The organism is Taklimakanibacter albus (genome assembly GCF_016595235.1).
Lineage (GTDB): Bacteria > Pseudomonadota > Alphaproteobacteria > Rhizobiales > Aestuariivirgaceae > Taklimakanibacter > Taklimakanibacter albus.
Map to the genome: position 1 here is coordinate 2,222,717 of NZ_JAENHL010000008.1, position 26,333 is coordinate 2,249,049.

Genomic DNA, 26,333 nt, shown 5'->3' on the forward strand with positions numbered 1-26,333 from the left:
CCCGGCGGACATGAAAGAAGACTACGATATCGAAGCCGCCGGGCTCTCCATCGCCGCGCGCCGCGAGGATGCGACGCCGCTGCCGCTGGTGCACGACATTTCCTTCGCCGTGCCGCACGGCCGCATCAGCGCACTCATCGGCGAATCGGGCAGCGGCAAGAGTCTCACTGCTTCCGTCCTGCTCGGGCTCACCGATACCGAACAATTTGACGTCTCCTTCTCACGCCTCAGGATCCTCGATAGAGAGCTGACGTCGGTCGATGACGCCGGATTCGCGCATCTGCGCGGCACATCGATCGGTTATGTCACCCAGGATCCCGGCCGCTCGCTCGATCCGACCATGACGGTCGGCGACCAGATCGCCGAGCTTTTCGTACTCCATCAAGGCATGGGCTGGAACGCCGCGCGCCACGAAGCCATCCGCGCCCTCGACCAGGTACGCATCGCGTCCGCGGCCGCGCGGGCGTCCGATTATCCGCATTCCTTTTCCGGCGGCATGAAGCAACGCATCGTGATCGCCGGCGCCATCGCGCTCAGACCCCGCATCCTCATCGCCGACGAGCCGACCAGCGCTCTCGACGTGACCGTCCAGGCTGAAATCCTGGCGCTCATCGATGAATTGCGCCGCATGATGAAGATGAGCGTGCTCCTCATCACCCACGATCTCGGCATCGTCTATCAGCTCGCCGACCAGGTGCTGGTGATGAACAAGGGGGAAATCGTCGAGCGCGGCGATGCCGAACAGATCTGCCGATCGCCCATGCAGGATTATACCCGCAGGCTCATCGCCGCAGTTCCCGATATCGGCGACGCGCCAGGGCGGCGAGGCGCTCATGGCTGACGCGCTGCTCGACGTCGACGGTCTCGATGTCGTCTATGACATCCGCGACGCCACAGGTCGCGCGGTACGACGGCTTCATGCATTGTCCGATATCTCGCTCGTCCTCGAGCGCGGCGAAGCCATCGGCGTCGTCGGTGAATCGGGAAGCGGCAAATCCACCCTGGCACGGACGATCGTCGGCCTCGTCACGCCGACCAAAGGCCATATCCGCATCGACGGCAAGGAACTGCCGAACCGGCGCGGCAGCGCCGCCCGGCATGGAATCCAGATGATCTTCCAGGATCACACCGCGACGCTCAACCCGTTCCAGACGGTCGGACGGATCCTCGACGAGGTGATCGCTCTATGGCGCCCCGGCATGGCGAAGCAGCAGCGGCGCCAGCAGGCGGTCTCGCTTCTCGGCAAGGTCGGGCTCGACGCGGAGGCGCTCGAGCGCCATCCGCATGCCTTCTCGGGCGGGCAGCGCCAGCGCATCTCGATCGCCCGGGCGCTCGCCACCGAGCCCCGCCTTCTCATCTGCGACGAGCCGACCTCGGCGCTCGACGTATCGATCCAGGCGCAGATCCTCGATCTCTTCGCCGATCTCAAGCGCGAGGGTTATGCGCTGCTCTTCATCTCGCATAATCTCGCTGTGGTGAACCGCATCGCCGAACGCATCATCGTGATGCAGGGCGGCCGCATCGTCGAGCAAGGCGACACCTCAGCCACCATCCGCACACCCAGCCATCCTTATACGCGCAAGCTCGTCGCCTCGGCGCCGCGGCTTTCAGACCGCGGGACGCTGCTCGCCAGCGTCCAGGCGCGTTCCGACAATCCAGAAGAACAGGAGAAGACCCGATGATCTTGAACGAGCGCTGCTTCGACAAGTTCGAGCCCTTGCCGCGCATCATCTACCACGCCGATTTCGATACGGGATATAACGGCTTCACCGAGACGATCGGCAATTACGAAGGCACACTCGACGAGATCATCCCCGAAATGGCCGATTTCCGGCCGCCGCAGCTGAGCAACCGGCCGATGTGGGACACGGGCACGGCAGGCTCGCTCGACGGGACTTATGCGCTGAAGCTCGCCACCCGCCCGCGCAAGGGCAGTGTCGCGGTGTGCACCAAACGCCTCACCTGGACGAAGCTGTCGCGCATCCGAATGGAAACCTGGTTCGGCATCAAGTCGGAGGCGACCGAATTGCGCCTGTCGGAAACCGACGTGCGTGGCTTCGGCTTCCTGCTCGACCTCCAGGACGACCGGCTGCGCATGCTGCCCCGGGTGCGCTATCTCCATGCCCGCGACGGCCAGAAGATCGGCAAGTGGCAGGTCAAGGTCGAGAAGCCGGGCAAGCGCGACATCGGCACGCGCGGCGAGACCGTCTCGATCAATCACTATGCCGATGAAGGTTACGCCGATATTCCGAACGGCCAGCACGAAATGTGCGGCAATGAGCTCGCCAGCAAGATGAACTGGCATTATCTCTCGGTGACCTTCAATCTCGCGACCATGCGCTTCGAGACGGTGCGCTGCAATGACATCGTCATGAACGCCGAATCACTCGCCCCGTTCGAAATCGCGATCATGCCCAATCTGCGTGGCCTCCTGAACACGATCTTCTTCGTCGAGACCGACGTCGACAAGCGGGCCTATCTCTATCTCGACAGCGTTCTTTATTCGACGGAGGGTTGAAAACATGCGGGAGAGCTACACGGCAGCCGTCGAGCGCAATGTCGTCTGCGGCAGGGACTTCACCAGCGAGCCTTATGAGGCCGCGTGGGCGGATGAAGCGATCTTTTTCATCCGCGTCCTCGATCCGAACCACAAAGGCAAGCTCGCCTTCACGGCCGAGATCTCGCCCGACGGCATGCGCTGGTGCGCCCAGGGCAGCACATGCGAGATCGCCGAAGGCGCCGATCTCGGCTTCATCCGGGTGAAGCACTTCGGTGGCTGGCTCAGGATCCGCCGCATCGATGCGGTGAAAACGGAGCCGAAAGTGATCGTCTATCTCAATCTCAAATAGACCAGACCCATGTGGAGCTACGTCGCGCGGCGGATATTCCAGGCCCTGATCACCACGGTGGTCACGGCCACCGCCGTGTTCATCATGGTCCGCGTCGCCCCCGGCGATCCGATCGAAGTGCTGCTCGGCGACATGGCGAGCGCCGAAGAGATCGCCCGCGGGCGCGAAGCCTATGGACTGGACCAGCCTCTGCTGGTCCAGCTCGGCATCTATCTCGGCAAGGCCGCGACGCTCGATTTCGGCAAGTCGATCACACAAGGCATTCCGGTGCATGAGCTGGTCCTGTCGCGTGTCGGCCCCTCGGTGCTGCTCGGCCTCGTCACCATTCTGCTCACCATCGTCATCGCCATACCGCTCGGCATTCTCTGCGCCCTCCGGCGCGACCGGACGACCGACAAGATCACCAGCGGCGGCGCCTTCGTGGCCTTGTCGCTGCCGGATTTCTGGCTCGGCATCGTGCTGATCCTGATCTTCTCGCGTACGCTTCACCTGCTGCCGAGCTCGGGCGGCAGCGGGCTCGCTTTTATCATGCCGGCGGTGACGCTGGCTTTGCCCCTCGCCGCCGTCAATTTCCGTCTCATGCGCAACGAGACGATCGGCGTGCTCAAGGCACCTTATGTCACGCTGGCGCGCGCCCGCGGTTTGCGCCTCTTCGACATCCTCAAACGCCATGTGCTGCGCAACGCCATCATTCCCGTGCTGACCATCGGCGGGGTGCAGTTCGGCCATCTGCTCGGCGGCGCGGCGGTCATCGAAAGCGTCTTCGGCTGGCCGGGCATCGGGCAATTGCTGATCCGCTCGATCGCGACGCGCGACTATCCCGTCGTTCAGGGCTGCATCATCCTGATGACCGTCATGGTCGTCGCCGTCAATCTGCTGGTCGATCTCGCCTATCGCTTCATCGACCCCCGCTTCCGGTCCGCCTGATGACAGAGCCCACAAGCCTCAAGATCCGGAAATTTCCCGTCGGCGTGGTCATGCTTATGGCGCTGTGCCTCGCCGCCGCGATCGGACCATTCTTCATCGACTTCAATCCGGCTTCGGTCGACACCAGCAGCCGGCTCCTGGCGCCGTTCTCACATAATCGCAATGGCGCGTTCTTCCTCCTCGGCACCGATCAACTCGGCCGCGGCATGCTGGAGCAGATCGTACATGGTGCCCGCACCTCACTCCTGATCGGGGTGTCGGCCGCTCTCATCGCCGGCCTCGCCGGCACACTGATCGGCGTCATGGCGGGCTGGCTGGGCGGCCGGTCCGAGACGCTCATCATGCGGATCGCCGACATCCAGCTGTCCTTCCCGTCGATCCTGATCGCGGTCTTCCTCGCCGCCTTCGTGCCACCGAGCATTCTCGCCGTCATCCTGGTGCTGGCCGTGACACGCTGGGCGCAGATCGCCCGCCTCGCGCGCGCCGTGACCGTCAAGGCCAAACAGCAGAACTATGTCGAGGCAGCGCTGACATTGGGCTTTCCGGTGCCCAGGATCATCTGGTCCTGCATCCTGCCGAATCTCATCGCTCCCTTGATCATCGTGCTCACCGCCGAGCTCAGCCTGATCATCCTGGCGGAATCAGCACTCGGCTATCTGGGCCTCGGTACACCGCCGACCGTGCCGAGCTGGGGACGGATCATCGCCAATGGCAAAAATTATCTCGACAATGCCTGGTGGATTTCCACCCTGCCCGGCCTCGGCATAGCATTGGTCGTCATCGCCATCGGGCTGAGCGGCGACTGGATGCGCCGGTATTTCGCCCGCGGCGGCTGGGAAATCACCTGAAGGAGAATGACATGACACAACCGGCATTCAACGAGAAGACGCGCGACAGGCTGCTTACGGTTTCGACCGCCACCTTGACGACGGTCATGTTCAAGCGCGGTTTTCGCAATTGTTTCATCGGCGGCATCCATCCGCTCAATCCGGCCGAGGCGCGGATGGCAGGGCCGGCCTACACATTGCGCTATATTCCGGCGCGCGAGGATCTCGACCATCTCAAGGTCTTCGAAGACCGGGCGCATCCGCAGCGCAAGGGCGTCGAAGAATGCCCGGCCGGTCATGTCATGATGATCGACAGCCGCAAGGACCGCAGTGCGGCTTCCGCCGGCGACATATTGGTGACAAGGCTGTGGAAGCGCGGCGCCGCCGGCATCGTGACCGACGGCGGCTTTCGCGATTCCGGCGATATCGCCAAACTGCCTTTCCCGGCCTACCATAGCGGGCCGTCGGCGCCGACCAATCTCATCCGCCATCATGCTGTCGATCTCAATGTCCCGATCGGCTGCGGCGATGTGGCGGTCTATCCGGGCGACATGATCGTCGGCGACACGGATGGCGTCGTGGTGATCCCGCGCGAGATCGCGGATGCGGTCGCCGAGGAAGCGGTGGAGCAGACGATGTTCGAGGACTTCGTGCAGGAAAGGGTGATGGCCGGCGAGACTATACTGGGTCTCTATCCGCCGGGGCCCGAGGCGCGCGCGGCCTACAGCCAGTGGCGCGGCGCGCAGATCAGCGCATAGCGCGGGATATGAAAAAGGTGGATGCCGGCTTTTCGTGAGAATCCCGCGCTAAGTACTAGAATCGATCACGTTTATGAGATTGGATCGTAACGATCCAAACTCATCTGGGAGAGAATAATGGACAAACGCAAAAAGCTTGCCGATCTGCGCAGCCGCCGCTGGTTCGGGGTCGACGACCTGCGCGCCTTCGGCCATCGCTCGCGGGCGCGCCAGATGGGTTATGACAAGGTCGACTGGGACCGGCCGATCATCGGCATCATCAATACCTGGTCCGACATCAATCAATGCCATGCGCATTTCCCCGACCGGGTGCAATGGGTCAAGCGCGGCATATTGCAAGCGGGCGGCATGCCGACCGAATTGCCGGCACTCAGCCTGAGCGAGCCCTTCGTCAAGCCGACGACCATGCTCTACCGCAATCTGCTGGCGATCGAATGCGAAGAATTGATCCGCAGCCATCCGATCGACGGCGTGGTGCTGATGGGCGGGTGCGACAAGACCACGCCGGGGCTGATCATGGGCGCGACCTCCGCCGGCCTGCCGGCGATCTTCGTGCCGGCCGGGCCGATGCTGCGCGGCCATTGGCGCGGCCAGGTACTGGGCTCGGGCTCCGACAACTGGAAATACTGGGACGAAAGGCGCGCCGGCAAGATCACCGAGGAGGAATGGTCCGGCATGGAAGGCGGCATCGCGCGCTCCTACGGACATTGCATGACCATGGGCACGGCGAGCACCATGACCGCCTATGCCGAGGCGTTGGGCATGACGCTGCCGGGCGCGAGCTCGATTCCCGCCGCCGATTCATCGCATCAGCGCATGGCTGCCGCCTCAGGCCGCCGCGCCGTCGAGATGGTGTGGGAAGATCTCACCCCCAACAAGATCCTCACCCGCGAAGCCTTCGATCACGCGACGATGGTGCAGATGGCGATCGGCGGATCGACCAATGCCATCATCCATGCCATCGCCATGGCGGGCCGCGCCGGCATTTCCTACGGCCTCGATGAATTCGACGCTATGTCACGGCGCATACCGGTGATCGCCAATATCCGGCCGTCGGGTTCGACCTATCTGATGGAGGACTTCTTTTATGCCGGCGGCCTCAGGGCCATCCTGAAGCGCCTCATACCGCATTTCCACGCCAATGCGATCACGGTGACGGGCCGGCCGATCATCGAGAGCTCGGAGACCGCCGCCATATATAATGAGGACGTCATCCGTCCACTCGACCAGCCGATCTATGCCGAAGGCGCCACCGCAGTGCTGCGCGGCAATCTGGCGCCCAATGGCTGCGTGATGAAACCCTCCGCCGCCGAGCCGCGCCTCCTCAAGCACCGCGGACCCGCGATCGTCTTCGAAAGCTATGCCGAGATGAAGGCCCAAATCGACCGCGACGATCTCGACGTCACGCCCGATCATGTGATGGTCTTGAAGAATGCCGGGCCGCTCGGCGGGCCGGGCATGCCGGAATGGGGCATGCTGCCCATCCCCAAGAAGCTGATCAAAGCCGGCATCCGCGACATGCTGCGCATATCGGACGCACGCATGTCGGGCACCAGCTATGGCGCCTGCGTGCTGCATGTCTCGCCCGAGGCCTATGTCGGCGGCACGCTGGCTTTGGTGCGCAATGGCGACATCATCTCGGTCGATGTGGCGCGCCGGACGATCGCGCTCGAAGTGCCGGAGGAGACGCTGGCGCAGAGACGATCGGAATGGAAGGCACCGCCGCCTCGTTATGAACGCGGCTTCGGCTGGCTCGCCGGCCGTCACATGACGCAGGCGCACAGAGGCTGCGATTTCGATTTCCTCGAGACCGGCTTCGGCGCGCCGGTCGGTGAGCCGGCAATCTATTGAGCGCGCGCTTGAGCGAAGCACGGGCGGCGGAAGCTGTCGGCCTGCTCCTCGCCAAGGCCGGAGCGGCGCCCGACATCGCGCGCGATGTCGCGGAGAATCTGGCCGACGCCGAAGCGTCCGGTCATGGCTCGCATGGCCTGCGGCTGGTGGCGCGTTATGTGGAGCGGCTTCTCGCCGACAGATCGGTGGGCCAGGCGCGGCCGCAGATCCTCTCACAGGATGGACCGATCCTGCGGATTGCCGGCAACAACGCCTTCGGGCAGGTCGCCGGCGCCTTCGCCACCCGGCATGGCATCGCGGTGGCGAAAGAACACGGAATCGCGGCGGTCGCGGTCACCGGTAGCAGTCATTTCGGGCGCAACGGCAAATGGCCGGAACTCGCCGCCGATGCCGGCCTCGCTTCGCTCCATTTCATCAATGCGCCGGGTGCGCCCTCGAGCGTCGTGCCGCCGCAAGGCCGGCTGGCACGGCTCACCGCCAACCCGGCGGCATTCGGCCTGCCGCGTCGCCGGGGTGATCCCGTCATCGTCGATTTCGCCAGTGGCGATTTCTCGGTCAATGCGATCAAGCAGGCACATGAGCGCGGTGAGAAGCTGCCGCGCGCCTCGATCCTCAAGCAGGATGGCACGCTCAGCGATGATCCTGCCGACTTCCTCCTCTCGGGCCAACGCGCGATGCTGCCCTTTGGCGGTTTCAAGGGCTTCGGCCTCGCCGTCGTCATCGAGCTGCTGGCCGGGGCGCTTACCGGCGGCGCCACGCATAAAGGCCATGCGCCGGATGACGCCACCAATAATATGCTCTCGATCTATCTCGATGCCGCGCGCTTCACGACGGAAGACATCTATGAGCGCGAGACGGCGGCGTTTCTCAACAGGCTCGACGTCGTTCCCGGAGCGCGCAGCCGGCAAAGGCGCGAAGAAAGCCGGCGCTCGGGCCTCATGCTCCATCCCGCGGTCGAACGTATCCTCAGTGAAACCGCCGCCCGGCTTTCGCTGGAACGGGAGATCGCCGCCCTTCTCGGCAAATGACGAATTGAGCTAACCCGCATCCTTCGCCGCATAAGCGGCAGCAAGCGCGAAAAATTCGCGGATCACGCCGCGGTCGCGGTTCTTGGCCAGGGTCACCAGATATTCGCCGGCCGACAGATCGGCATCCTTGACGCGCAGGCCACGCAGACGCGGATCATGGCCGATCTCGCGGTTGAGCACGATGCCGAGGCCGAGCCCTGCGCCCACCGCCTCCTTCACCGCCTCGCGGCTGCCGAGCATAAGCCGCGTCGCGATCTCGATGTCGCGCTTCGCCAATGCGCGCTCGAAGATCTGGCGTGTCATCGAGCCCGCCTCGCGCAGGATGAAGGGCTCGCCGCGCAACTGCGCCAAGGTGACGTGACCACGCTTCCAGAACGGATGGTTCCGATGGACAAGGATCCGCACCTCCTGGTCGAACAGCTTCTCGCAGGCGAAACCCGCCTTGGGCTCGAGCAAGGTGACGACGGCGACATCGACATCATATTGCGCCACGAGATCGAGGAGGTTGCTTGAATTGTCGAGCCGGACCGAGAAGGTGACACCCGGATAGGCACTCGCGAATTTCTCGAAGATCGGCATGGCGACATAGGGCGCGCACAAGCCCACCGACAGATGGCCGCTGCGCAGATCGCGCGTCTTGCCCATCCGGGCATCGAGATCCTCCAGAGCGAGCACGATCTCGCGCACCCTGGGCAAGAGATCATAGGCGCTGGCAGTGAGCTCGACGCCAGCCGCGGTGCGCGTGAACAGGTGCGTGCCGACACTTTCCTCGAGCGACTTGATGTTCTGGGTGATGGCCGACTGGGTGACGCCCAAGGCCTGTGCGGCGGTGGAGAAAGTACGGTGCGTCGCGACGGCGTTGAAGGCCCGCAATTGCGCGAAATTCATGCGAATCCTAGCCTCTATCCAATTAGGAACACTTCATACGACCGTCACAGATTTAAGCAACACTAATATAACAGGCCTCATAACGGGAGAGAGTCACCATGACGCATTCGAGATCGATCCGGCGCCTTGCCGCCGCCGCCTTCACCCTCGCTCTGAGCACGGGCACCACGCTCGCCGGCGAGATCGTCGTCTATAATGCCTCCGACAGCGTCAACACGGCGATCGTCGCCGCCTTTGAAAAGAAACATCCCGACATCAAGGTGAAATTCGTCTCGGGCTCGACCGGTCCGATCGCCGAGCGCGCCATCGCGGAGAAGACCAAACCGCAGGCCGACATCGTCTATCTCGTCAACAATGTCGCGCTGGAACAGCTCAAGCAGGCCGGCGTGTTCGAGCCCTATGAGCCCAAGGAGTCGAAGATCAACGCCGATTTCCGCGACCCCGACGGCTTCTACAATAAATATTTCGCCACCACGATGTGCATGGTGGTGAACAAGGACCGGCTCGCGCAGAAAAATCTGCCGATGCCGGCGACCTGGGAAGACCTGATCAAGCCGGTCTATGCCAAGGAGATCTCGCTCCCCTCGCCGCTCAAATCCGGCACCGGCGGCGCCATCCTCACCACCTTCGTCGACGCCTTCGGCTGGCCCTTCGTCGAAAACCTCAACGCGAATGTCTATCAATATTCGGATGGCGGCTCGGGCGGTGCGGCGCTGGCGGGCTCGGGCGAAGTGGCGATCGGCCTCACCTTCGACACGACCTGCTTCGAGACGAAGTCTTCCGGCAAGCCGGTGGAGATCGTCTATGGCCGTATCACACCCAATGTCGCGGAAGGCGGCGGACTCGTCGCCGGCGGGCCCAATCCGGCGGAAGCCAAGATCTTCCTCGACTTCATGGCGAGTGAAGACGCGGCCGCGGTGCTCGGCAAGGTGGTCGGCGCCACCGCCGTTCCCGGCCATGGCCTCGTCGATCTCAACACGATCACGCTGTGGAAGATGCGCCGGCCCGTCGACATCGCCGAATTCCGCAAGGAATTCGCCAGCCGCATCCTCAAGCAGTAGCCGGGCCGATGCACGGCACGTTACCCTCGCTCGATCACGATGAGTTTGGATCGTCACGATCCAAACTCATCAACGTGATCGATTCTCATTTGTCGGCGCCGGATTCTCGCGAAAAACCGGCATTCACTTTTTCGCATCCCGCGCCTGACGCCCGCAGCGCACATCTCGCGATTGCGGGCGTCAGCAAGTCCTATAACGGGCCGGCCGTTGTCAATGACGTCGCGCTCGACCTCAAGCGTGGCGAGTTCGTGACGCTGCTCGGCGATTCAGGCTGCGGCAAGACCACGCTTCTGCGCATCGTTGCCGGTTTCGTCCATCCCGACAAAGGCCGCGTTCTGGTCGCCGGCCAGGACGTGACCCACACACCGCCGGCACAGCGCCATATGGGCTTCGTGTTCCAGTCCTATGCGCTGTTCCCGACCAAGACGGCACGTCAGAATATCGCCTTCGCGCTCACCATCGCCGCCAAACCCAGAGCCGATATCGCGGCGCGGGTCAGCGAGCTGGCGCGGCTCTTCGAGATCGAGGCGCTGCTCGAGCGTTATCCGCATGAGCTTTCGGGCGGCCAGCAGCAGCGCGTGGCGCTCGCCCGTGCGCTCGCCGCCGATCCGCAAGTGCTGCTGCTCGACGAGCCGATGTCGGCGCTCGATGCCCGCATCCGTATCAAGCTCAGAAGCGAAATCCGGGCGCTGGTCGACCGGCTCGGCATCACCACGCTTTATGTGACGCATGATCAGGAGGAAGCTCTCGCTCTGTCCGATCGTGTCGCCATCATGCGCCAGGGCCGCATCGAGCAGATCGGCACGCCGGCCGAAATCTATCATCGCCCCGCGACACGTTTCGTGGCGCAGTTCATCGGCTCGTCCAATCTGATCAAGGGACGCGCTCTGTCCTATGGTCTCGAAACCACGGATGGCGTCTGGCCGCTCGCCGACCGCATGAAGACCAGCGATGCCGGGCGGCCGATGACCGCGCTTTATCGTCCCGAGCATATCGAAGTGCTTCCGGGCGACACGAAAGGGATCACCGGCCGGATCGAGACGATGACTTTCCTCGGCGCCCATCTCCGCCTCGGCGTCGCGCTCCCCTCCGGCCAGAGGATCATCGCCGACCGGCCGTCGCTCGAAAATCCGCAAGGCTTCGCCATCGGCATGCCGGTCTCGGTCCGGCCCGACGCCGGAACCGCGGTGATCGTGCGCGACGACATGCCGTAATGCCGAATCTCGTCAGGCATCTGCCCAAGGTGATCGTCACCTGCATCGTGCTCGTGGCGCTTGGCCTGTTCATTGCCTATCCGATCGGCGCCATCCTCATCGAAAGTTTCGTCATCCGCGGCACGCTGCCGCCGGAGCGGCTCAAGATCGTGACCGAAGAGGCCCTGGCGGCGCTGCCGCAGGATGAAAGTGCTGAGCTCAAGCGGCGCTGGCTCGACAGCGCGAGCCTCTCCGAACGCGTCGATGCAACCGCGATGGCCTTCACGCTCACCGGCACGCTGATCGGCTGGGACCGCAAGGCCTCCTATACCGACCAGACGCAGGCCATGGAGCAAGTGCTGGCCAACCTGCCCACCGAGACGCGGCCGGCCGTCACTCAAGAAATCCCGATCGCCCATGTGATGCTGCATAAGCGCATCGCGCTCGCCTTCAAGGTGCGCGCCCAGATCGGCGAGGCGCGCTTCGATCAATTGCGCAGCGGCGCCGACAACCGCACCGGGCTCGACAATTACCTGGCGCTCTTCCAGCAGAATTATCTTTTCACCGCCGCGCTCAACAGCCTGACGCTGGCCGCCGCGACGACATTGTTCGGCGTGCCGCTGGCGCTGCTGCTCGCTTATGCCATCAATCATGGCGGGGTGCGCCGGCCGGCTATCACGCGGGCACTTCTCCTCACACCCCTGGTGACGCCACCGGTGCTGATCGCCACCGCGATCATCATGCTGTTCGGGAGGCGCGGCCTCTTCACCCACAGCCTGCTCGACCAGACTTTTGGACTGATCGATGCCGACCAGACGAATGTCTATGGCTTCTTCGGCACCATGCTGGCACAGGCTCTCTCCTATATGCCCGCGGCGATCATCATCTTCGACAATGGCCTGCGCCGGCAGAGCGGGCGCGTCGACGAGGCGGCGGCGGGGCTCGGCGCCCGTCACGGCACGATCTTCGCCCAAGTCACGCTGCCGCTCACCTGGCCGGCACTCAAGCGGGCGATCGCGCTGGTCTTCATCCTGAGCCTCACCGATTTCGGAAATCCAGTGCTGCTGTGGCGCGACACGCCGGTTCTTGCCGGCGTCATCTATGACCAGATCACTGCCTATCAGAACATGCCGCTCGCCGCCGCTCTGTGCTGCTGGCTCATTCTGCCGCCACTCCTTCTCTATCTCGTCCTGGAGCGGATCGGGGCGCGCAAACGGTATTCGACCGGCGAGGCGGGAAGCCTCAGCGAATTGCCCCTGCCCGCCTCCTGGCGCCTCACGCTCGGCACGCTCACCGGCCTCGTTTCTCTCCTGGTGCTCACCATCTATGCGACCATGGCGCTGGGTGCGGTGACACGCGTCTGGGGCGTCGACTGGAGCTTCACGCTCGGCTATTTCACCGCGCAAGGCGTCGATGTCGGTCTTGCCGGCTCCGGCTATGGCAGTTCCGAGCGCGGCCTCGATACGATCTGGAGCAGTCTTGCCATTGCCGGCATCGCGGCGCCGATCGGCGGATTGCTGGGTGTCGTCATCGCTTACGTCGTCGAGCGCATGAAGCCACCCGGCGCCAATCTCATCGTGTTCCTGGCCCTGCTACCCGCCATCCTGCCCGGCATCATCTTCGGCATCGGCTATATCGTCGCCTTCAACGCGCCTTTCGGGTTCACCCAGTTGTCGCTCACCGGCGGCGCCGCCATCCTGGTGCTCAATATCCTGTTCTCGAATCTGTTCGTCGGGGTGCTGGCGGCGCGCGCCGCTTTGCAGCGGCTCAATGTGGCAGTGGACGAAGCAGCGGAAAGCCTGGGCGCCGGCCTCTTCACACGTTTCGTCCATGTCACGCTGCCGATGCTGCGGCCGGCGCTGCTGCTCGGCATGCTGTATGTCTTCATCGACGGGCTGACGACACTCTCCTCGGTGATCTTCCTCGTCTCGGGTGACCACAAGCTCGCTTCCGTCACCATCTTCAACCACGCCACGTCTGGCGATTTCGGCTATGCCGGCGCCAAAAGCGTGATCCTCCTGGCGCTCGCCCTCCTTGCCATGACGCTGGTGTGGCTCATCGATCAGCCGCCGGGCAAGAAACGCTTCCGGCAATTTCCCAGTATCGCGCGATGGAAATCCAAAAATGAACAGGCCTTCTCATGACCCATGATCTCATCGCCCGCGACGCCGCCGCGTTCTTCCATCAGGAGAGCTCATCGCCCTGTCCGTTTGCTCTCAAAAGCGCGCAAGGCGTGTGGCTCGAAGACATCGAAGGCCGACGCTTCATCGATCTGCACGGCAATACGGCGCATCATCTGGGCTACGGCCATCCGCGCCTCATCGCCGCGCTCAAGGAGCAGCTCCACACATTGCCCTTCTCGCCGCGCCGCTTCACCAATGAGACAGCGGTGCGCCTCGCCGAGAAGCTGCTCGATCATTGGCCCGGTGCTCCTGCGAAAGTGCTGTTTGCGACCGGCGGATCGGACGCCATCGAGATCGCGCTCAAGCTCGCCCGCGTGGCCACCGCACGGCATGAAACCATATCCTTCGAAGGTTCCTATCACGGCCATGGCTTTGGCGCCTTCGGCCTGTCGAGCGCCGAGCCGGATGCGCGGCTCGGCCCTTTCCTACCTGGCCGCCACCATGTGCCGGGCTATTGGCAAAGCGAAGACGGCCCGATGATAACGCTCACCGAGATGAGCAGGATCTTCGACGAGAGCCGGACCGGCATCGCCGCCGTCATTGCGGAGCCGATCCGCTCCAACTGCCATCTGCCGCCGGAGGGCTTCTGGCCGGCGGTCCGCCGCCTGTGCGATGTCCATGGCGCGAAACTCATCTTCGATGAGATTCCCTCAGGCCTCGGCAAGACCGGACGCTTCTTCGCCTTCGAGCATGTGGGGGTGGTTCCCGATGCCGTCGTGCTCGGCAAGGCGCTGGGCGGCGGTGTCGCCCCGATCGCCGCGGTCATCGCCGATGCGCGCCTCGATGTCGCCGCCGATCTCGATCTCGGCCACTACACCCATGAGAAGAACCCGCTCACCACGCGGGCGGCGCTCACCACGATCGAGATCATCGAGGAGGACGGGCTGGCCGCCCGGGCGGCGCGGCTCGGTGACCATGTCATTGCCGAGATCGCGAAGCTCGCGACGAAATATCCGGTGATCAAGGGGGCCCGCGGCAAGGGGCTGCTGCTCGCCATCGATTTCGCGCCGGAGGCCTGCGGCATGGAACCCGGGCCCCGCTTCACCGACCGCCTGGTCGAGACCTTCTGGCAGGAGGGGCTGTCGGCCACCGAAAAAGGCCAGACGGGCATGGGCTTTTCGCCGCCTTTGACCATCACGGACAGCGAAATCACCGAGGCCCTGGCGCGGATCGAGCGGGTTGCCGGGCTCCTGGCCTAGCTCCCGACCGGCCGGCGGGCGATCGTCCTGTCTTGGCAAGACTTTACGTTCATGTAGAGTGATGCCTGAGGGGGGTCCAAACGGGGTATATTGGGCCATGTCTTTGACTCGCAGGGAACTGCTCACCGGCGCCGCCGCGGCGCTCGGCACTATCGGCTTGGCTGAAAAGGCCGAGGCCTATTCCAAGACCTACAGCGCCTCGGCGCTCAAATATTTCAGCGGCACCCAGGAGGATAACGGTCATACCTACCGGATGACCAACTGGAAGAAGATCAAGCCGCAATGGCGCCGCCAGCTCGTCAAATATGAAAGCATCGAGCCGCTCGGCAGCGTTGTGATCGATACTTCGAATCACTTTCTCTATGTCGTTTTCGAGAACCAGACGGCGCTGCGGTATGGCGTCGGCGTCGGACGCGACGGCTTCCGCTGGTATGGCCGCGCCCGCATCGACCGCAAGGCGCTGTGGCCGCGCTGGGTACCGCCGCCCGAGATGCGCAAGCGCCAGCCGGAGCTGCCCGAATCGATGGAAGGTGGCCCTGACAATCCGCTGGGGCCGCGCGCCATGTATCTGTTCCGCAAGGGCGCCGATCTCGGCTATCGCCTGCATGGCACGCTCGAGCCCTGGTCGATCGGCACGAATGTCTCCTCGGGCTGCGTCCGCATGTTCCCTGAGGATGTGATCGACCTCTATCAGCGCTGCCCGGTCGGCACGCGTGTCCTCGTCCTCAAACATCTGGGCGCCGCGATCATCGACGAAAGCGCGCCCGTCGACACCCAACCGCCGGATTGATCCATGACGATCGCTACGAACCTGAAAAACATCGCCGCCCTCGCTTTGACGCTGGCGCTTCTGGGCTGCGCCAGCAGCGGCGGCACCAGCAACATGGCGTCACCGACCGAAGGCACCAATGCCCCGATCGGTGGCGGCATCAATGTGACTGCCGGCACTGAAGAAGACTTCATGGTCAATGTCGGGCGCCGAACCTTCTTCAAACAGAGCTCGGCCGAGCTCGACGACACGGCGCGGGTGACGCTCGACAAGCAGGCCGAGTGGCTCAATCAACATCCGCAATGGAAGGTGAAGCTGCAGGGCTCGGCCGATGATCCGGGCTCGGTGGCGTCACAGAAGGCCTTGTCGCAGAAGCGCGCCGATGCGGTACGAAATTATCTCTCCTCACGCGGCATCGCGCCCGAGCGCATGCTGGCCAAGGGATATGGCCGTGACAAGATCGGCGAGGATTGCCCGGAGATCGAATGCAAGTCGCAGAATCGGCGGGTCGTCACCAATCTCCAGGAGAATCCCGAGTTCTGACGCCTAAAGCGTGATGGCTTCAGGAAGAGCCGCCATCACGCTTTATCTTCTTATTTGCGCATCGGATTCTCCGAAAACCGCTTCGCACTTTTCGGTCCGATGCTCTATTTGGCAGGCCATCGCAATGATGTAGACTAAGCCGGCTTGAGTGAGGGCTCGAGTTGAGGTGTCGGGCCATGTCCTTGACCAAACGTCAATTCCTGTCCGGTTTCGCGGCGGCCTGCACCGCCGGTGGTTTAGTGCGGGCTGACGCCAGCGCGCGGGCCTACAGCCCCGCCGCTCTCGCTTATTTCGCCGGCGACCAGGAGGACTATGGGCATGCCTACCGCCTGACCAACTGGAAGAAGATCAAGCCGCGCTGGCGGCGCCAGCTGGTGCAGTATTTCAGCACCGAGCCGCCGGGTAGTGCCGTGATCGATACCGGCAATCACTTCCTCTATCTTGTTTTCGAGAACCGCACCGCCTTGCGGTATGGCGTGGGCGTCGGACAGGATGGCTATCGCTGGTATGGCCGCGCCCGCATCGACCACAAGACGCTGTGGCCGCGCTGGGATCCGCCGCCGGGCCTCAGGCAGCGCCATCCGGAGCTGCCGGTGTCGATGGCGCCCGGGCCCGATAATCCTCTGGGTCCCCGGACACTCTATCTCTATCGTGACGGCGTCGATCTCGGCTATCGCCTGCATGGGACGCCCGAGCCGTGGACCATCGGCGCGAATGTTTCCTATGGCTGCATCCGCATGTTCCCCGAAGACATCATCGATCTCTATCTGCGCTGTCCGCTCGGCACACGCGTGCTCGTCCTCAAGCATCTGGGGGCACCGGTGATCGATGAGGCCGCGACGGCCCATACCGAGCCGCCGGGCTGATGCCGGATAACGTGAAGAAATTGCCGAACGGTCTTGCTCCGTGGTTGCTGCTGGCGCTGATCGCCCTGGTGGCGGCCTATGTGATCGTGCAAAAGACCAATCCGCCCGGCGCGTCCGAGGCCGAGACCACGCCCCTCCAGGGCGGCATCAGCGTCGAGGCCGGCAGCGAAGAGGATTTCATGGTCAATGTCGGACGCCGCATCTTCTTCGCGGAAGGTTCGGCTGCGCTCGACGAGACAGCGCTGATGACGCTCGACAAGCAGGTGGAGTGGCTCAACAAATATCCGCAGTGGAAAGTGAAGCTGCAGGGCTCCGCGGATGATCCGGGCGATGCGCAAGCACAGATCGCCTTGTCGCAGAAACGCGCCGAAGCGGTGCGCGACTATCTGGCCTCGCAAGGCATCGCGCCCGAACGCCTGCTCGCCAAGGGCTATGGCCGCGACAAGATCGGCACCGACTGCCCCGAGATCGAATGCCAGTCGCAGAACCGGCGCGTGATTACAAATTTGCAGGAGACGCCGGAGTTTTGAGTGGACGGCGGTCTGCCTAACTCCCCCTTCTCCCGCAGGCGGGAGAAGGGGAAATCTCGGAGAAGGTTGCGCGCTACTCCAATCCAATCCGCCTAGCGCCCTGGCGGAACAGGCTTTCGACATCGGCGGGAAACTGGAAGGTCGTTCGGAAATCCTCGAAGCCATAAGAAGGCAGCGTGCGGCGGACCGCGGCGGCGAAGACGCGGCCCTCCTCGATGCGGCCGGCGAGCGCCAGGCAATAAGCGGCGATCGCCTGGATGGTGGCATGGGCATTGGGCCGTCCCGCCGCCTTGAGCGCCCACTCCGCCGCTTCCTCGAATTCGCCCAATCGGACATGCGCGAGCGCCCGCGTCCCCAGCATGCCGAATAGCAAGGGATCAAACGGGCTCAGGCTGCGCGAATGATCGGATGAGCCGATCGCCTCGCGCGGATCGCCCGACTGGCAGCCGACGAAAGACAGCGCGTAATGGCCGAGCGCGAAGCTCGGGCTGAGCGCCACCGCCTGGCGCAATTCGACCATCGCATCGTCGCGTCCGCCTTTGAGCCACAGCGCGCGCCCCATGGCCCAATGCGCCGCCGGATCATGCTCATCGGCGATGAGCCCCTGGCCCGCCGCTTTGTAAGCGAGCTCGCTTTCACTTTTGCGGTCGGCCCAACGCTGGAAGGCACTTTGCCAATGGGTGAAAGAGAGACCGGCATAAGCGCGCGAATAGGCAGGATCGAGCGTCACCGCCGTCTCGAAGAAATGGCGCGCCTGGTCGTTCTCGTCCTTGGTGAAGCGATACATATGCCAGAGGCCACGATGATAGGCCTCCCAGGCATCGAGCGAGGCGGGCGGCTTCAGCACCGCGCGGCCGCGCTCGGCGGCCTCGATCTCACCGGCGATCGCCGAAACGATCCGCGCGCCGATTTCCTCGAGCACGAGAAACGTGTCTTCGCGGGCTTCATCGAATACTTCCGTCCAGACGATCCTGGCATTGCGCGTCTCGGCGAGCTCGATCGTCACGACGAGGCGGTCCGAGCGCCGGCTGAGCGTTCCGCTCGCGACATAGTCGGCTTCGAGACGGCGGCCCGCTTCCACCGGCTCGACGCCGCGCTCGGCCAGGACCGCCACCGAGCCGCGGGCAATGACGGCGAAACTGCGCAATTTGGCGAGCCTGGTAATGATGTCCTGGGTGAGGCCGTCACTCTTCGCCTCGCCGATGAAAGGCATGATCGCCAGCGCGCGGCGGCGTTGAGCACTGGGCTCGGGCGGCGGGGTGGTATCCATCCGCACCGACGGCATGGCGCCTGTCCTGATGCGCCGCCATTCCTCGCGCAATGTGCCGGCATCCATGCCCTCGGTATCGAAACGGCGCACCGTCGCCGCCAGATGCTCGTCAGCTTCCTGGAGACGGCCCCGCGCGGCAAGGGCCGCGAGCAAACTCAGATGGGCACGCCGGTCGAAGGGCGCGAGCGCGATCCATTTCTCGAGGCTGACGAAGATCTTGTCATCCGATCCGTCCGAACATGCCACGAGATGTTCGAGCACCGCCACATGCCAGGCCCGGAAGCGCCGGCGCTGCGCCATCAGCCAGGCGGCGAAATCCGGACAGCGGTCAACCTCCAGCCCCTCGAGAAAATCGCCGGTGAACAATGCCGAAAGCGCGCCGAGCCGCGAGGCCCCGAGCTTCTCCAGTCCCGTGGCGATGGCAGTGGAGATCTCTGCGACATCGACGGTACACCCATTGAGATCAAGCGCGACCTTGTCATCCGCCGTCACCACCCGCTCGCGGCCCGCCGCGTCGAGAAGACCGCGCAGCTTGCTCAGGCACCACCGCAACTCGCCGCGCGGATCATTCGGCACATCCCAGAGCAGCTCGCAGAGAAAGGCGCGGCCGACGGGTTGCGGCGCCACTGTCAGATAGGCCAGCAGCGCCCTGAGCTTGCGCGAGGCCGGAAGCGCACAAGCCACGTCCTTGCGGCTGACGGCCAGCGGCCCCAGCAGCCTGAGCCTCAGCGGCTCGTCATGGCCGGGCAGAGCGGATTCCATGAGCGTTTCCACGCTTCCTCCAACGTCTGCGCCCTCGCTGACATCCTATCATCATCGTGGCGAGGGCGCATCTTTCAGCAGGAGCACACAATGGCAGGTTTCATCGCCCTTCTTTATGGCGCCATCGCCTATGCGATTTTCCTCGGCACATTTCTTTATGCCATATGTTTCGTCGGCAACATCATCGTACCCAAGACGATCGACAGCGGCCTCGCGGGGCCTGTATCCGAGGCGCTCATCGTCAATGTGCTGCTGCTCGGTCTGTTCGCCGCACAGCACAGCATCATGGCGCGTCCCGCTTTCAAGCGCATCTGGACGAAACTGGTGCCTCACTCGGTCGAGCGCAGCACCTATGTGCTGTTCGCCAGCCTCGTCCTGGCGCTGCTCCTGTGGCAGTGGCGGCCAATGCCCGACATCGTGTGGCAGGTCGAGAACCCCATAGGAATAGCGGCTTTGCACGGCATCTTTTGGCTCGGCTGGGGCATCCTGCTGCTCAGCACCTTCCTCATCAATCACTTCGACCTGTTCGGGCTCGCGCAAGTCTGGGCGCGGCTGCGCCGCCAGAAACTGCCGGCGCCCGAATTTCACACGCCCCTGTTCTACAAATGGGTTCGTCATCCGCTTTATGTCGGCTTTCTGCTCGCCTTCTGGGCGGCGCCAACCATGACGGTCGGCCATCTCCTGTTTTCGCTGGCGACCACCGGCTACATCCTTCTCGGCATCTTTCTCGAAGAGCGCGATCTCATCGCAGTCTTCGGCGACAGATACCGGACCTATCGCCGCGACGTAGGCATGCTCTTCCCGCGCCCGGCACTCAAGCAAAAACAGGCGCCGGAAAAGCAGCCCCGGTAAATTTCAAAGAGCGCGTTGCGCGGAAGGAAAAGAAGATGAGACTCATGCGCAACGCAGCTGCGACGGCGCGCCGAGAGGAGACGCTCGACCCTGAAGACTGGGCGACGCTCAAGGCTCTGTCGCACCGCATCGTCGATGATTCGGTTGCTTATCTGCGCGACATCCACGAGCGCCCCTCCTGGCGCCCGATGCCGGAGGATGTGAAGGCGTTCTTCACCGGTCCGATGCCGCGCAAGCCCCAAGAACTCGATCGCATCTATCGCGATGTGACGGAGAAACTGATGCCCTATCCGATGGGCAACAATCATCCGCGCTTCTGGTCCTGGTATATGGGCGCCGGCAATTACACCGGCGCGCTCGGCGATTTTCTCGCCGCGATCCAAGGCTCCAATCTGGGCGGCGGCAATCACGCCGCCGCCCTTCTCGACCAGCAGGTGGTGAATTGGTGCAAGGAGATCGTGGGCTTTCCGGTCTCGGCCAGCGGCACGCTGACGAATGGCGGCTCGGAAGCCAATCTCCTGGCGCTCACCGTGGCGCGCAATGTCAAAGCCGGCGTCGATATCCGCGAGCATGGCATCGCGGCTATCGAAAAGCCGTTGCGCTTCTATGCATCGGACCAGGTGCATAGCTGCCATCGCAAGGCGGTGGAAACTTTGGGGCTCGGCAACCGCGCTCTGCGCCGCATCCCCACGAACAAGGATTTCACGATCGACATCACGGCGCTGCGCCAGGCAATCGCCAAGGATCGCGCCAAGGGTTTCAAACCCGCCTGTCTCATCGCCACCGCCGGCACTGTCAATACCGGCGCCATCGATGATCTTCACGCGCTCGCCGACCTCGCCCAGGCGGAAGATCTCTGGTTCCATGTCGATGGCTGCATCGGCGCCTTGATGGCGATCGCGCCTGAGAATGCCTATCGCGTTTCTGGTCTCGAGCGTGCCCAGTCGCTCGCCTTCGATCCGCATAAGGGCCTGCATGCACCGTTCGAGGCGGGTTGCGTCCTGTTCAAGAACGCGGCAGCGCATCGCGCCGCCTTTGCGGTGACGCCGGAATATCTCGAAACCATGCCGCGCGGCCTCGCCGCCGGCGCCTGGCTGCATGAATATGGCCTGCAGACCTCACGCGGTTTCCGGGCGCTCAAGATCTGGCTGGCGCTGCGCGAGCACGGTATCGAGAAATTCGGCCGCCTGATCGATCAGGCCATTGCACAGGCGCAGTATCTGAGCCGGCGCATCGCCCAGGAGCCACGCCTCGAGCTGCTGTCGCCCGCCACGATCAATATCCTGTGCTTCCGCTACCGGCCGGCACAGGCGAAGACCGCCGACGCGCTCAAGGGGCTCAATATCGAGATCATGCTCAGGCTGCAGGAACAGGGCATCGCCACCTTGTCCGACACGACGATCAACGGCCAGCATTGTCTCAGGGTGGCGATCAGCAATCACCGCACCCGCACGAGCGATCTCGACCTTTTGCTCAGCGAGCTTCTGCGTGTCGGCGCCGAGCTCACCTCATGAGGCCATCAAACGCTGCAAGGCCGGCACTCTCTCAGGCCGGCGCCCTGCGAACAGCCGGTCGAGCGCCACATAGACGACGGGCGTCGAGAACAGCGTGAGGAGCTGGCTGACCGCCAGGCCACCGACCACCGCGACACCCAGAGGCTGGCGTAATTCGGCGCCGGTGCCGAAAGCCAGCATCAGCGGAATGGCCGCCAGCATCGCGGCGATCGTCGTCATGATGATGGGACGGAAACGCGCCAGCGCCGCCTCGTAGATCGCGGTCTCGGCATCGAGGCCGCGCTCGCGCCTGGCGGCAAGGGCGAAATCGACCATCAGGATGCCGTTCTTCTTGACGATGCCGATGAGCAGAATGACGCCGATCAGCGCCATCACCGAGAAATCGAGCTGCCACAGCCAGAGCAGGAGAAGCGCGCCGAGGCCGGCGGAAGGCAGCGTCGACAGGATGGTGAGCGGGGTCGAGAAGCTCTCATAGAGAATGCCGAGAATGATATAGACCGCGATCAGCGCCGCCAGCACCAGCCAGGGCTGGCTGGCGAGCGACTGCTCGAAGGCCTGCGCCGTGCCCTGGGCGCGGCCGGTGAGCGAGGCCGGCATGCCGATCTCGGCTTTCAGCCGCTCGATCGCGGTCAAGGCGTCGCCCAACGCGACATCGGCGGGAAGATTGAAGGAGATATTGGCGGCCGGCGACTGGGCGCTGCGGATGATGGTGAGCGGGCCGGCGCTTTGCGGCTCGAATTTGGCCACCGCCGACAAGGGCACCATGCCGCCGGTCTGCGGCGAGCGCAGGAAGATCGAATCCAGGCTCGACACACGGGCGAAATAGGCCGGGTCCACCTCGATCACGATATTATACTGGCTGACCTGCGTCTGATATTCACCGATCTGGCGCTGGCCGAAAGCGTCGTACAGCGCCTGGTCGACGGCATCGACGGTGAGGCCGAAGCGCGCCGCAGCGGCGCGGTCGATGGTGATCGCCTGCATGCGGGCGCCGAGCTGCATGTCATGGCGCACATCGCGGAAGGTGGGTGATTGGGTCATCGCCTGGGTCAGGCGCTCGGTCCACAAAGCCAGCTCGCTTTGGTCATAGGAACTCACGACATAATTATACTGCGCGGCGCCGCCGCCGACACCGACATTGATGTCCTGGGCTGAACGGAACTGAACGGCGATGCCGGTGATGGCGGCGAGCTTCGGGCGCAAGCGGGCGATGAAACCCTCGGCCGAAACATCGCGGTCGGAGCGGTCTTTCAGCACCACCCACAGGCGGCCATTGGCGAGCGAGGCGCTGCCGCCGGTGCGGCCGATCGCCATGCTGAAATCCTGGACGGCCGGATCCGCCTTGACGATGTCGGCGATGGCGAGATGCTTCTTGCGCATCTCGGTGTAGGAGATGTCCTCGGGCGCGATCGTCGTGCCGAAGATGAAGGCCGTGTCCTGAAGCGGGAAGAAACCCTTGGGGATCATAACATAGCCCGCCCCCGTCACCGCCACCGTGGCGAAGAAGCCCGCCAGCATCAGGCCCTTATGGCGCAGCGAGAAGCGCAGGCCGCCGGCATAGACATCGAGCAGGCGATCGGCGAGGCCGCGCCGCTTGTGGCCGGTGTTCCCATGTTTCGGGGCGCGCATGAATTTCGCGCACAGCATCGGCGCCAGAGTGAGCGAGACCACCACCGAGATCAGCAGCGAGATGGTCACGGTCAGCGAAAATTCGCGGAACAGCCGGCCGATGATGCCGCTCATGAACAACATGGGGATGAAGGCGGCGATGAGAGAGAAAGTGATCGATACGACCGTGAAGCCGATCTCGCGGACACCTTTCAATGCCGCCGTGACGGCCGTCTCGCCCTTCTCCATATGGCGATGGATGTTCTCGACCACGACGATCGCGTCGTCGACGACGAAGCCGATGGCGATGATGAGGGCGACGAGCGTGAGATTGTTGAGGCTGAAACCCAATACATACATGGCGGCGAAGCTCGCCACCACCGAGATGGCGAGAACCACGGCGACGATCGCCGTCGCCGCCACCTGGCGCAGGAAGAAACCCATGACGGCGATGACGAGAAAGAAGGTGACGATCAGCGTCAGCTCGACTTCCTCCAATGAAGACCTGATGGTGCGCGTCCGGTCGTTCAGGACCTTCACCTCGATATCGGGCGGCAGATCGGCGGTGAGGCGTGGCAGCGCGGCGCGGATCGCATCGGCGATGGCGACGACATTGGCGCCGGGCTGGCGCATGATGACGAGCCCCAGGCCCGGCTCGCCGCTCGGAAAGGCGGCGACATAGGCATCTTCCGGCCCCGTCACCACCCGCGCCACATCGCCGACCTTGACCGGGGCGCCATTGCGCCAGGCGACGACGATCTCGCTGTAGGCCTCGGGTGTGAAGAGCTGGTCATTGGTGGCGAGCGTCGCGACGGTATCGCGTCCATAGACGGCGCCCTTGGCCAGATTGACATTGGCGCCCTGCACGGCGGCGCGCAGATCGGCGGTGGTGAGACCATATCCCGCCAGACGGTCTGGCTCGGCCTGGATGCGGATTGCCGGCTTCTGCTGGCCGGCAATGGTGACCTGCGCCACGCCGTCGATCAGGCTGATGCGGCGGGCGAGCCGCGTCTCGGCGATATCGCTGAGCTCGGTCAAAGGCAGGCTCGGCGACTTGACGCTCAGGATCAGCACCGGTGAATCGGTGGGATTGATCTTGCGCCAGGTCGGCAGGTTCGGCATGTCGCCCGGCAGCCGTCCCGCCACGCTGTTGATCGCCGCCTGGACCTCCTGGGCGGCGACATCGATGTCGCGCTCGAGGACGAACTGAATGTTGATCGAGGTCGAGCCCAGTGCGCTGGTCGAGGTCATCTCGGTGATGCCGGCAATGCCGGTGAAGGCGGTCTCGAGCGGCGTCGCCACCGCCGCCGCCATCGTCTCCGGGCTGGCGCCCGGCAGAGTCGCGCTGACCTGGAGGGTCGGAAAATCCACTTCCGGCAACGGCGAAACGGCCAGATTGGGAAAGGCGGCAATGCCGAGCAGCAAGGTGGCGATAGCCATCAAGGCGGTGGCCACCGGACGCCGGATGAACCAGGCCGACAGGCCGCCTGGCGCTTCTTCACGATCACTCATTCGTCACTGCCGCGAAATGATGGTCTGCTGCGCGGTGCGGGCGGGCTGATCGGGCTTTGGCGCCTCGGTCGTGGCGACCGTCGCACCGGGCCTCAGGCGCGAATAGCCGTCGATCACGATCGCATCACCCGACGCCACGCCGGTCGCAACGACGGCAAGGTCGTCATTGCTGTAGCCGATGGTGACCGGAACGCGCTCGGCCTGGCCGTTGGCTACCCGATATACGAAATCGCCCTCGACACCGGGCCGCACCGCGAGCTTCGGCACCACGACGGCGTCCGCGCTGACGCCGGTCGCGATCCTGACCGACACGAAAGCGCCGGGCGTCATTTTCTCGGCGCCATTGGCGAAGACGGCGCGCACGCGCGCGGTACCGGTCGTCGTGTCGATCTGATTGTCGAAAGACGTGATCTCACCCTCGGCGAGCTGCGCCGCCGAGGCACGATCGATGATCTCCACCGCTTTGCCGCCCGGCTCATCGGCATGATCGCGCATGGCGGCAAAGACCTGCTGCGGCACGGCGAAGACGACCGACAAGGGATCGACCTGGGTGATCGACACGATGCCGCTGGCGTCCGCCTGGCGCACGAGATTGCCGGGATCGACCTGGCGCATGCCGATGCGCCCGTCGATCGGCGAGACGATCTCGGTATAAGAGACATTCACTTGGGCCGCCTCGACATTGGCTTCGTTGAGCGCCACCGCCGCCTTGAGCTGATCGACCGCGGCGGTCTGCTGATCGACCACTTGCTGCGAGCCGGCATTCTTCTGCAGCAGCGTGCGGGCGCGGGTGAGATCGAGCTCGGCGGCGCGCAATTGCGCCTGATCGCGCGCGAGCTGCGCCTGTGCCGCGGCAAGTGCCGCGCGCAAAGCACGATCGTCGATCCGCGCCAGGACCTGGCCGCGGCGGACGAAATCACCTTCCTTGAACAGCACGTCCGTCAATATGCCATCGACCTGGGCACGCAAGATGACGGCCTGCAGCGGCTGCAAGGTACCGACGAACTCGATGACATGCGGCACGTCGCGTGTCTCGGCGAGGCGGGTGACCACCGGCACCGGCGGCGGTGCGGCCCGAGGCGTCTGAGCCTGACCTTCCGTCCGGTAGACGGCACCGGCGGTGCCGAGAAGCAGGAGCGCGGCAAGACTTACCGTGATCGTGATCACACGTGCCCGTGAGCGACGCGGCGCCGGGTGCGCTGATGAACTGGACAAACCCATTTCTTCCTCACTCAAAAATGCGCATTCCCGACAGGGTGAGCGCGTCTCTCATAGAACAGATCGCGGCTAAGAGAGTGAGCGGAAAAATGTATCAGCCTGTGGCAGAGTCCCTCATCGCGACA

General features: G+C 64.0%; 23 protein-coding genes. 19 read left to right on the forward strand and 4 right to left on the reverse strand.

The window, feature by feature from the left end; all coding sequences use genetic code 11:
* Nucleotides 1-10: 10 nt before the first annotated feature.
* The 9 genes from JHL16_RS33580 to JHL16_RS33620 all read left to right on the forward strand — a co-directional run bounded on the left by JHL16_RS33580 (nt 11) and on the right by JHL16_RS33620 (nt 8,240).
* Nucleotides 11-841 (forward strand): ABC transporter ATP-binding protein, encoded by an 831-nt coding sequence (locus JHL16_RS33580; protein ID WP_200189184.1) that lies wholly within the window; start codon nt 11-13, stop codon nt 839-841.
* Nucleotides 834-1,682, forward strand: coding sequence for an ABC transporter ATP-binding protein (locus JHL16_RS33585; protein WP_200189185.1), 849 nt, complete (start codon nt 834-836; stop codon nt 1,680-1,682). Before JHL16_RS33580 ends, JHL16_RS33585 begins: the two co-directional genes overlap by 8 nt.
* Nucleotides 1,679-2,518: a DUF6772 family protein gene (locus JHL16_RS33590; protein ID WP_200189186.1), complete on the forward strand. Its 840-nt coding sequence runs from the start codon at nt 1,679-1,681 to the stop codon at nt 2,516-2,518. Before JHL16_RS33585 ends, JHL16_RS33590 begins: the two co-directional genes overlap by 4 nt.
* A gap of 4 nt (nt 2,519-2,522) precedes the next feature.
* Nucleotides 2,523-2,849 (forward strand): hypothetical protein, encoded by a 327-nt coding sequence (locus JHL16_RS33595; RefSeq protein ID WP_200189187.1) that lies wholly within the window; start codon nt 2,523-2,525, stop codon nt 2,847-2,849.
* A gap of 9 nt (nt 2,850-2,858) precedes the next feature.
* The gene (locus JHL16_RS33600) at nt 2,859-3,776 is read left to right on the forward strand and encodes an ABC transporter permease (RefSeq protein ID WP_200189188.1); all 918 of its coding nucleotides are present in this window, start codon (nt 2,859-2,861) and stop codon (nt 3,774-3,776) included.
* On the forward strand, nt 3,776-4,624 hold the full coding sequence (locus JHL16_RS33605) for an ABC transporter permease (protein WP_200189189.1): 849 nt from the start codon (nt 3,776-3,778) through the stop codon (nt 4,622-4,624). Before JHL16_RS33600 ends, JHL16_RS33605 begins: the two co-directional genes overlap by 1 nt.
* An 11-nt stretch (nt 4,625-4,635) precedes the next feature.
* A complete protein-coding gene (locus tag JHL16_RS33610) occupies nt 4,636-5,361 on the forward strand; it encodes a ribonuclease activity regulator RraA (RefSeq protein ID WP_200189190.1) in 726 nt (241 codons plus the stop codon).
* 117 nt (nt 5,362-5,478) lie between these two features.
* Nucleotides 5,479-7,212, forward strand: a complete 1,734-nt coding sequence (araD, locus tag JHL16_RS33615) for an L-arabinonate dehydratase (protein WP_200189191.1) — start codon at nt 5,479-5,481, stop codon at nt 7,210-7,212.
* Nucleotides 7,213-7,220: 8 nt separating this feature from the next.
* Nucleotides 7,221-8,240 carry an Ldh family oxidoreductase gene (locus tag JHL16_RS33620; RefSeq protein WP_200189192.1) on the forward strand — a complete coding sequence of 340 codons (1,020 nt, stop codon included), beginning with the start codon at nt 7,221-7,223 and terminating at the stop codon, nt 8,238-8,240.
* 9 nt (nt 8,241-8,249) lie between these two features.
* Here JHL16_RS33620 and JHL16_RS33625 read toward each other — a convergent pair whose 3' ends face one another.
* Nucleotides 8,250-9,128, reverse strand: a complete 879-nt coding sequence (locus JHL16_RS33625) for a LysR substrate-binding domain-containing protein (protein ID WP_200189193.1) — start codon at nt 9,126-9,128, stop codon at nt 8,250-8,252.
* 98 nt (nt 9,129-9,226) lie between these two features.
* On the opposite strand from JHL16_RS33625, the gene JHL16_RS33630 reads away from it, so the two are divergent.
* The 8 genes from JHL16_RS33630 (at nt 9,227) to JHL16_RS33665 (ending at nt 17,472) form a co-directional block, all read left to right on the forward strand.
* Complete coding sequence (locus JHL16_RS33630) at nt 9,227-10,189, forward strand: extracellular solute-binding protein (RefSeq protein ID WP_200189195.1); 963 nt, start codon at nt 9,227-9,229, stop codon at nt 10,187-10,189.
* A 74-nt stretch (nt 10,190-10,263) separates the two neighbouring features.
* Nucleotides 10,264-11,403, forward strand: coding sequence for an ABC transporter ATP-binding protein (locus JHL16_RS33635; protein WP_348647316.1), 1,140 nt, complete (start codon nt 10,264-10,266; stop codon nt 11,401-11,403).
* On the forward strand, nt 11,403-13,526 hold the full coding sequence (locus JHL16_RS33640; protein WP_200189199.1) for an ABC transporter permease: 2,124 nt from the start codon (nt 11,403-11,405) through the stop codon (nt 13,524-13,526). Before JHL16_RS33635 ends, JHL16_RS33640 begins: the two co-directional genes overlap by 1 nt.
* Complete coding sequence (locus JHL16_RS33645; RefSeq protein WP_200189201.1) at nt 13,523-14,764, forward strand: aminotransferase class III-fold pyridoxal phosphate-dependent enzyme; 1,242 nt, start codon at nt 13,523-13,525, stop codon at nt 14,762-14,764. The genes JHL16_RS33640 and JHL16_RS33645 overlap by 4 nt, the downstream gene beginning before the upstream one ends.
* Nucleotides 14,765-14,861: 97 nt before the next feature.
* A complete protein-coding gene (locus JHL16_RS33650) occupies nt 14,862-15,554 on the forward strand; it encodes a L,D-transpeptidase (RefSeq protein ID WP_200189203.1) in 693 nt (230 codons plus the stop codon).
* Between the two features lie 3 nt (nt 15,555-15,557).
* Complete coding sequence (locus JHL16_RS33655) at nt 15,558-16,076, forward strand: OmpA family protein (RefSeq protein ID WP_200189205.1); 519 nt, start codon at nt 15,558-15,560, stop codon at nt 16,074-16,076.
* Between the two features lie 176 nt (nt 16,077-16,252).
* On the forward strand, nt 16,253-16,942 hold the full coding sequence (locus tag JHL16_RS33660; protein ID WP_200189207.1) for a L,D-transpeptidase: 690 nt from the start codon (nt 16,253-16,255) through the stop codon (nt 16,940-16,942).
* Nucleotides 16,943-16,953: 11 nt separating this feature from the next.
* Nucleotides 16,954-17,472 carry an OmpA family protein gene (locus tag JHL16_RS33665; protein WP_348647317.1) on the forward strand — a complete coding sequence of 173 codons (519 nt, stop codon included), beginning with the start codon at nt 16,954-16,956 and terminating at the stop codon, nt 17,470-17,472.
* A gap of 73 nt (nt 17,473-17,545) precedes the next feature.
* On the opposite strand, the gene JHL16_RS33670 is transcribed toward JHL16_RS33665, so the two are convergent.
* The gene (locus JHL16_RS33670) at nt 17,546-19,504 is read right to left on the reverse strand and encodes a BTAD domain-containing putative transcriptional regulator (protein WP_200189210.1); all 1,959 of its coding nucleotides are present in this window, start codon (nt 19,502-19,504) and stop codon (nt 17,546-17,548) included.
* Nucleotides 19,505-19,594: 90 nt separating this feature from the next.
* Here JHL16_RS33670 and mddA point away from each other — a divergent pair, with 90 nt between their 5' ends.
* Together mddA and JHL16_RS33680 are read left to right on the forward strand one after the other, a co-directional pair.
* On the forward strand, nt 19,595-20,356 hold the full coding sequence (gene mddA, locus JHL16_RS33675) for a methanethiol S-methyltransferase (RefSeq protein ID WP_200189217.1): 762 nt from the start codon (nt 19,595-19,597) through the stop codon (nt 20,354-20,356).
* 35 nt (nt 20,357-20,391) lie between these two features.
* Nucleotides 20,392-21,870, forward strand: a complete 1,479-nt coding sequence (locus tag JHL16_RS33680) for a pyridoxal phosphate-dependent decarboxylase family protein (protein ID WP_200189218.1) — start codon at nt 20,392-20,394, stop codon at nt 21,868-21,870.
* Here JHL16_RS33680 and JHL16_RS33685 read toward each other — a convergent pair.
* The gene (locus JHL16_RS33685; RefSeq protein WP_200189220.1) at nt 21,865-24,990 is read right to left on the reverse strand and encodes an efflux RND transporter permease subunit; all 3,126 of its coding nucleotides are present in this window, start codon (nt 24,988-24,990) and stop codon (nt 21,865-21,867) included. The genes JHL16_RS33680 and JHL16_RS33685 overlap by 6 nt on opposite strands.
* 3 nt (nt 24,991-24,993) lie before the next feature.
* The gene (locus tag JHL16_RS33690; protein ID WP_200189221.1) at nt 24,994-26,157 is read right to left on the reverse strand and encodes an efflux RND transporter periplasmic adaptor subunit; all 1,164 of its coding nucleotides are present in this window, start codon (nt 26,155-26,157) and stop codon (nt 24,994-24,996) included.
* Nucleotides 26,158-26,333 lie beyond the last annotated feature (176 nt).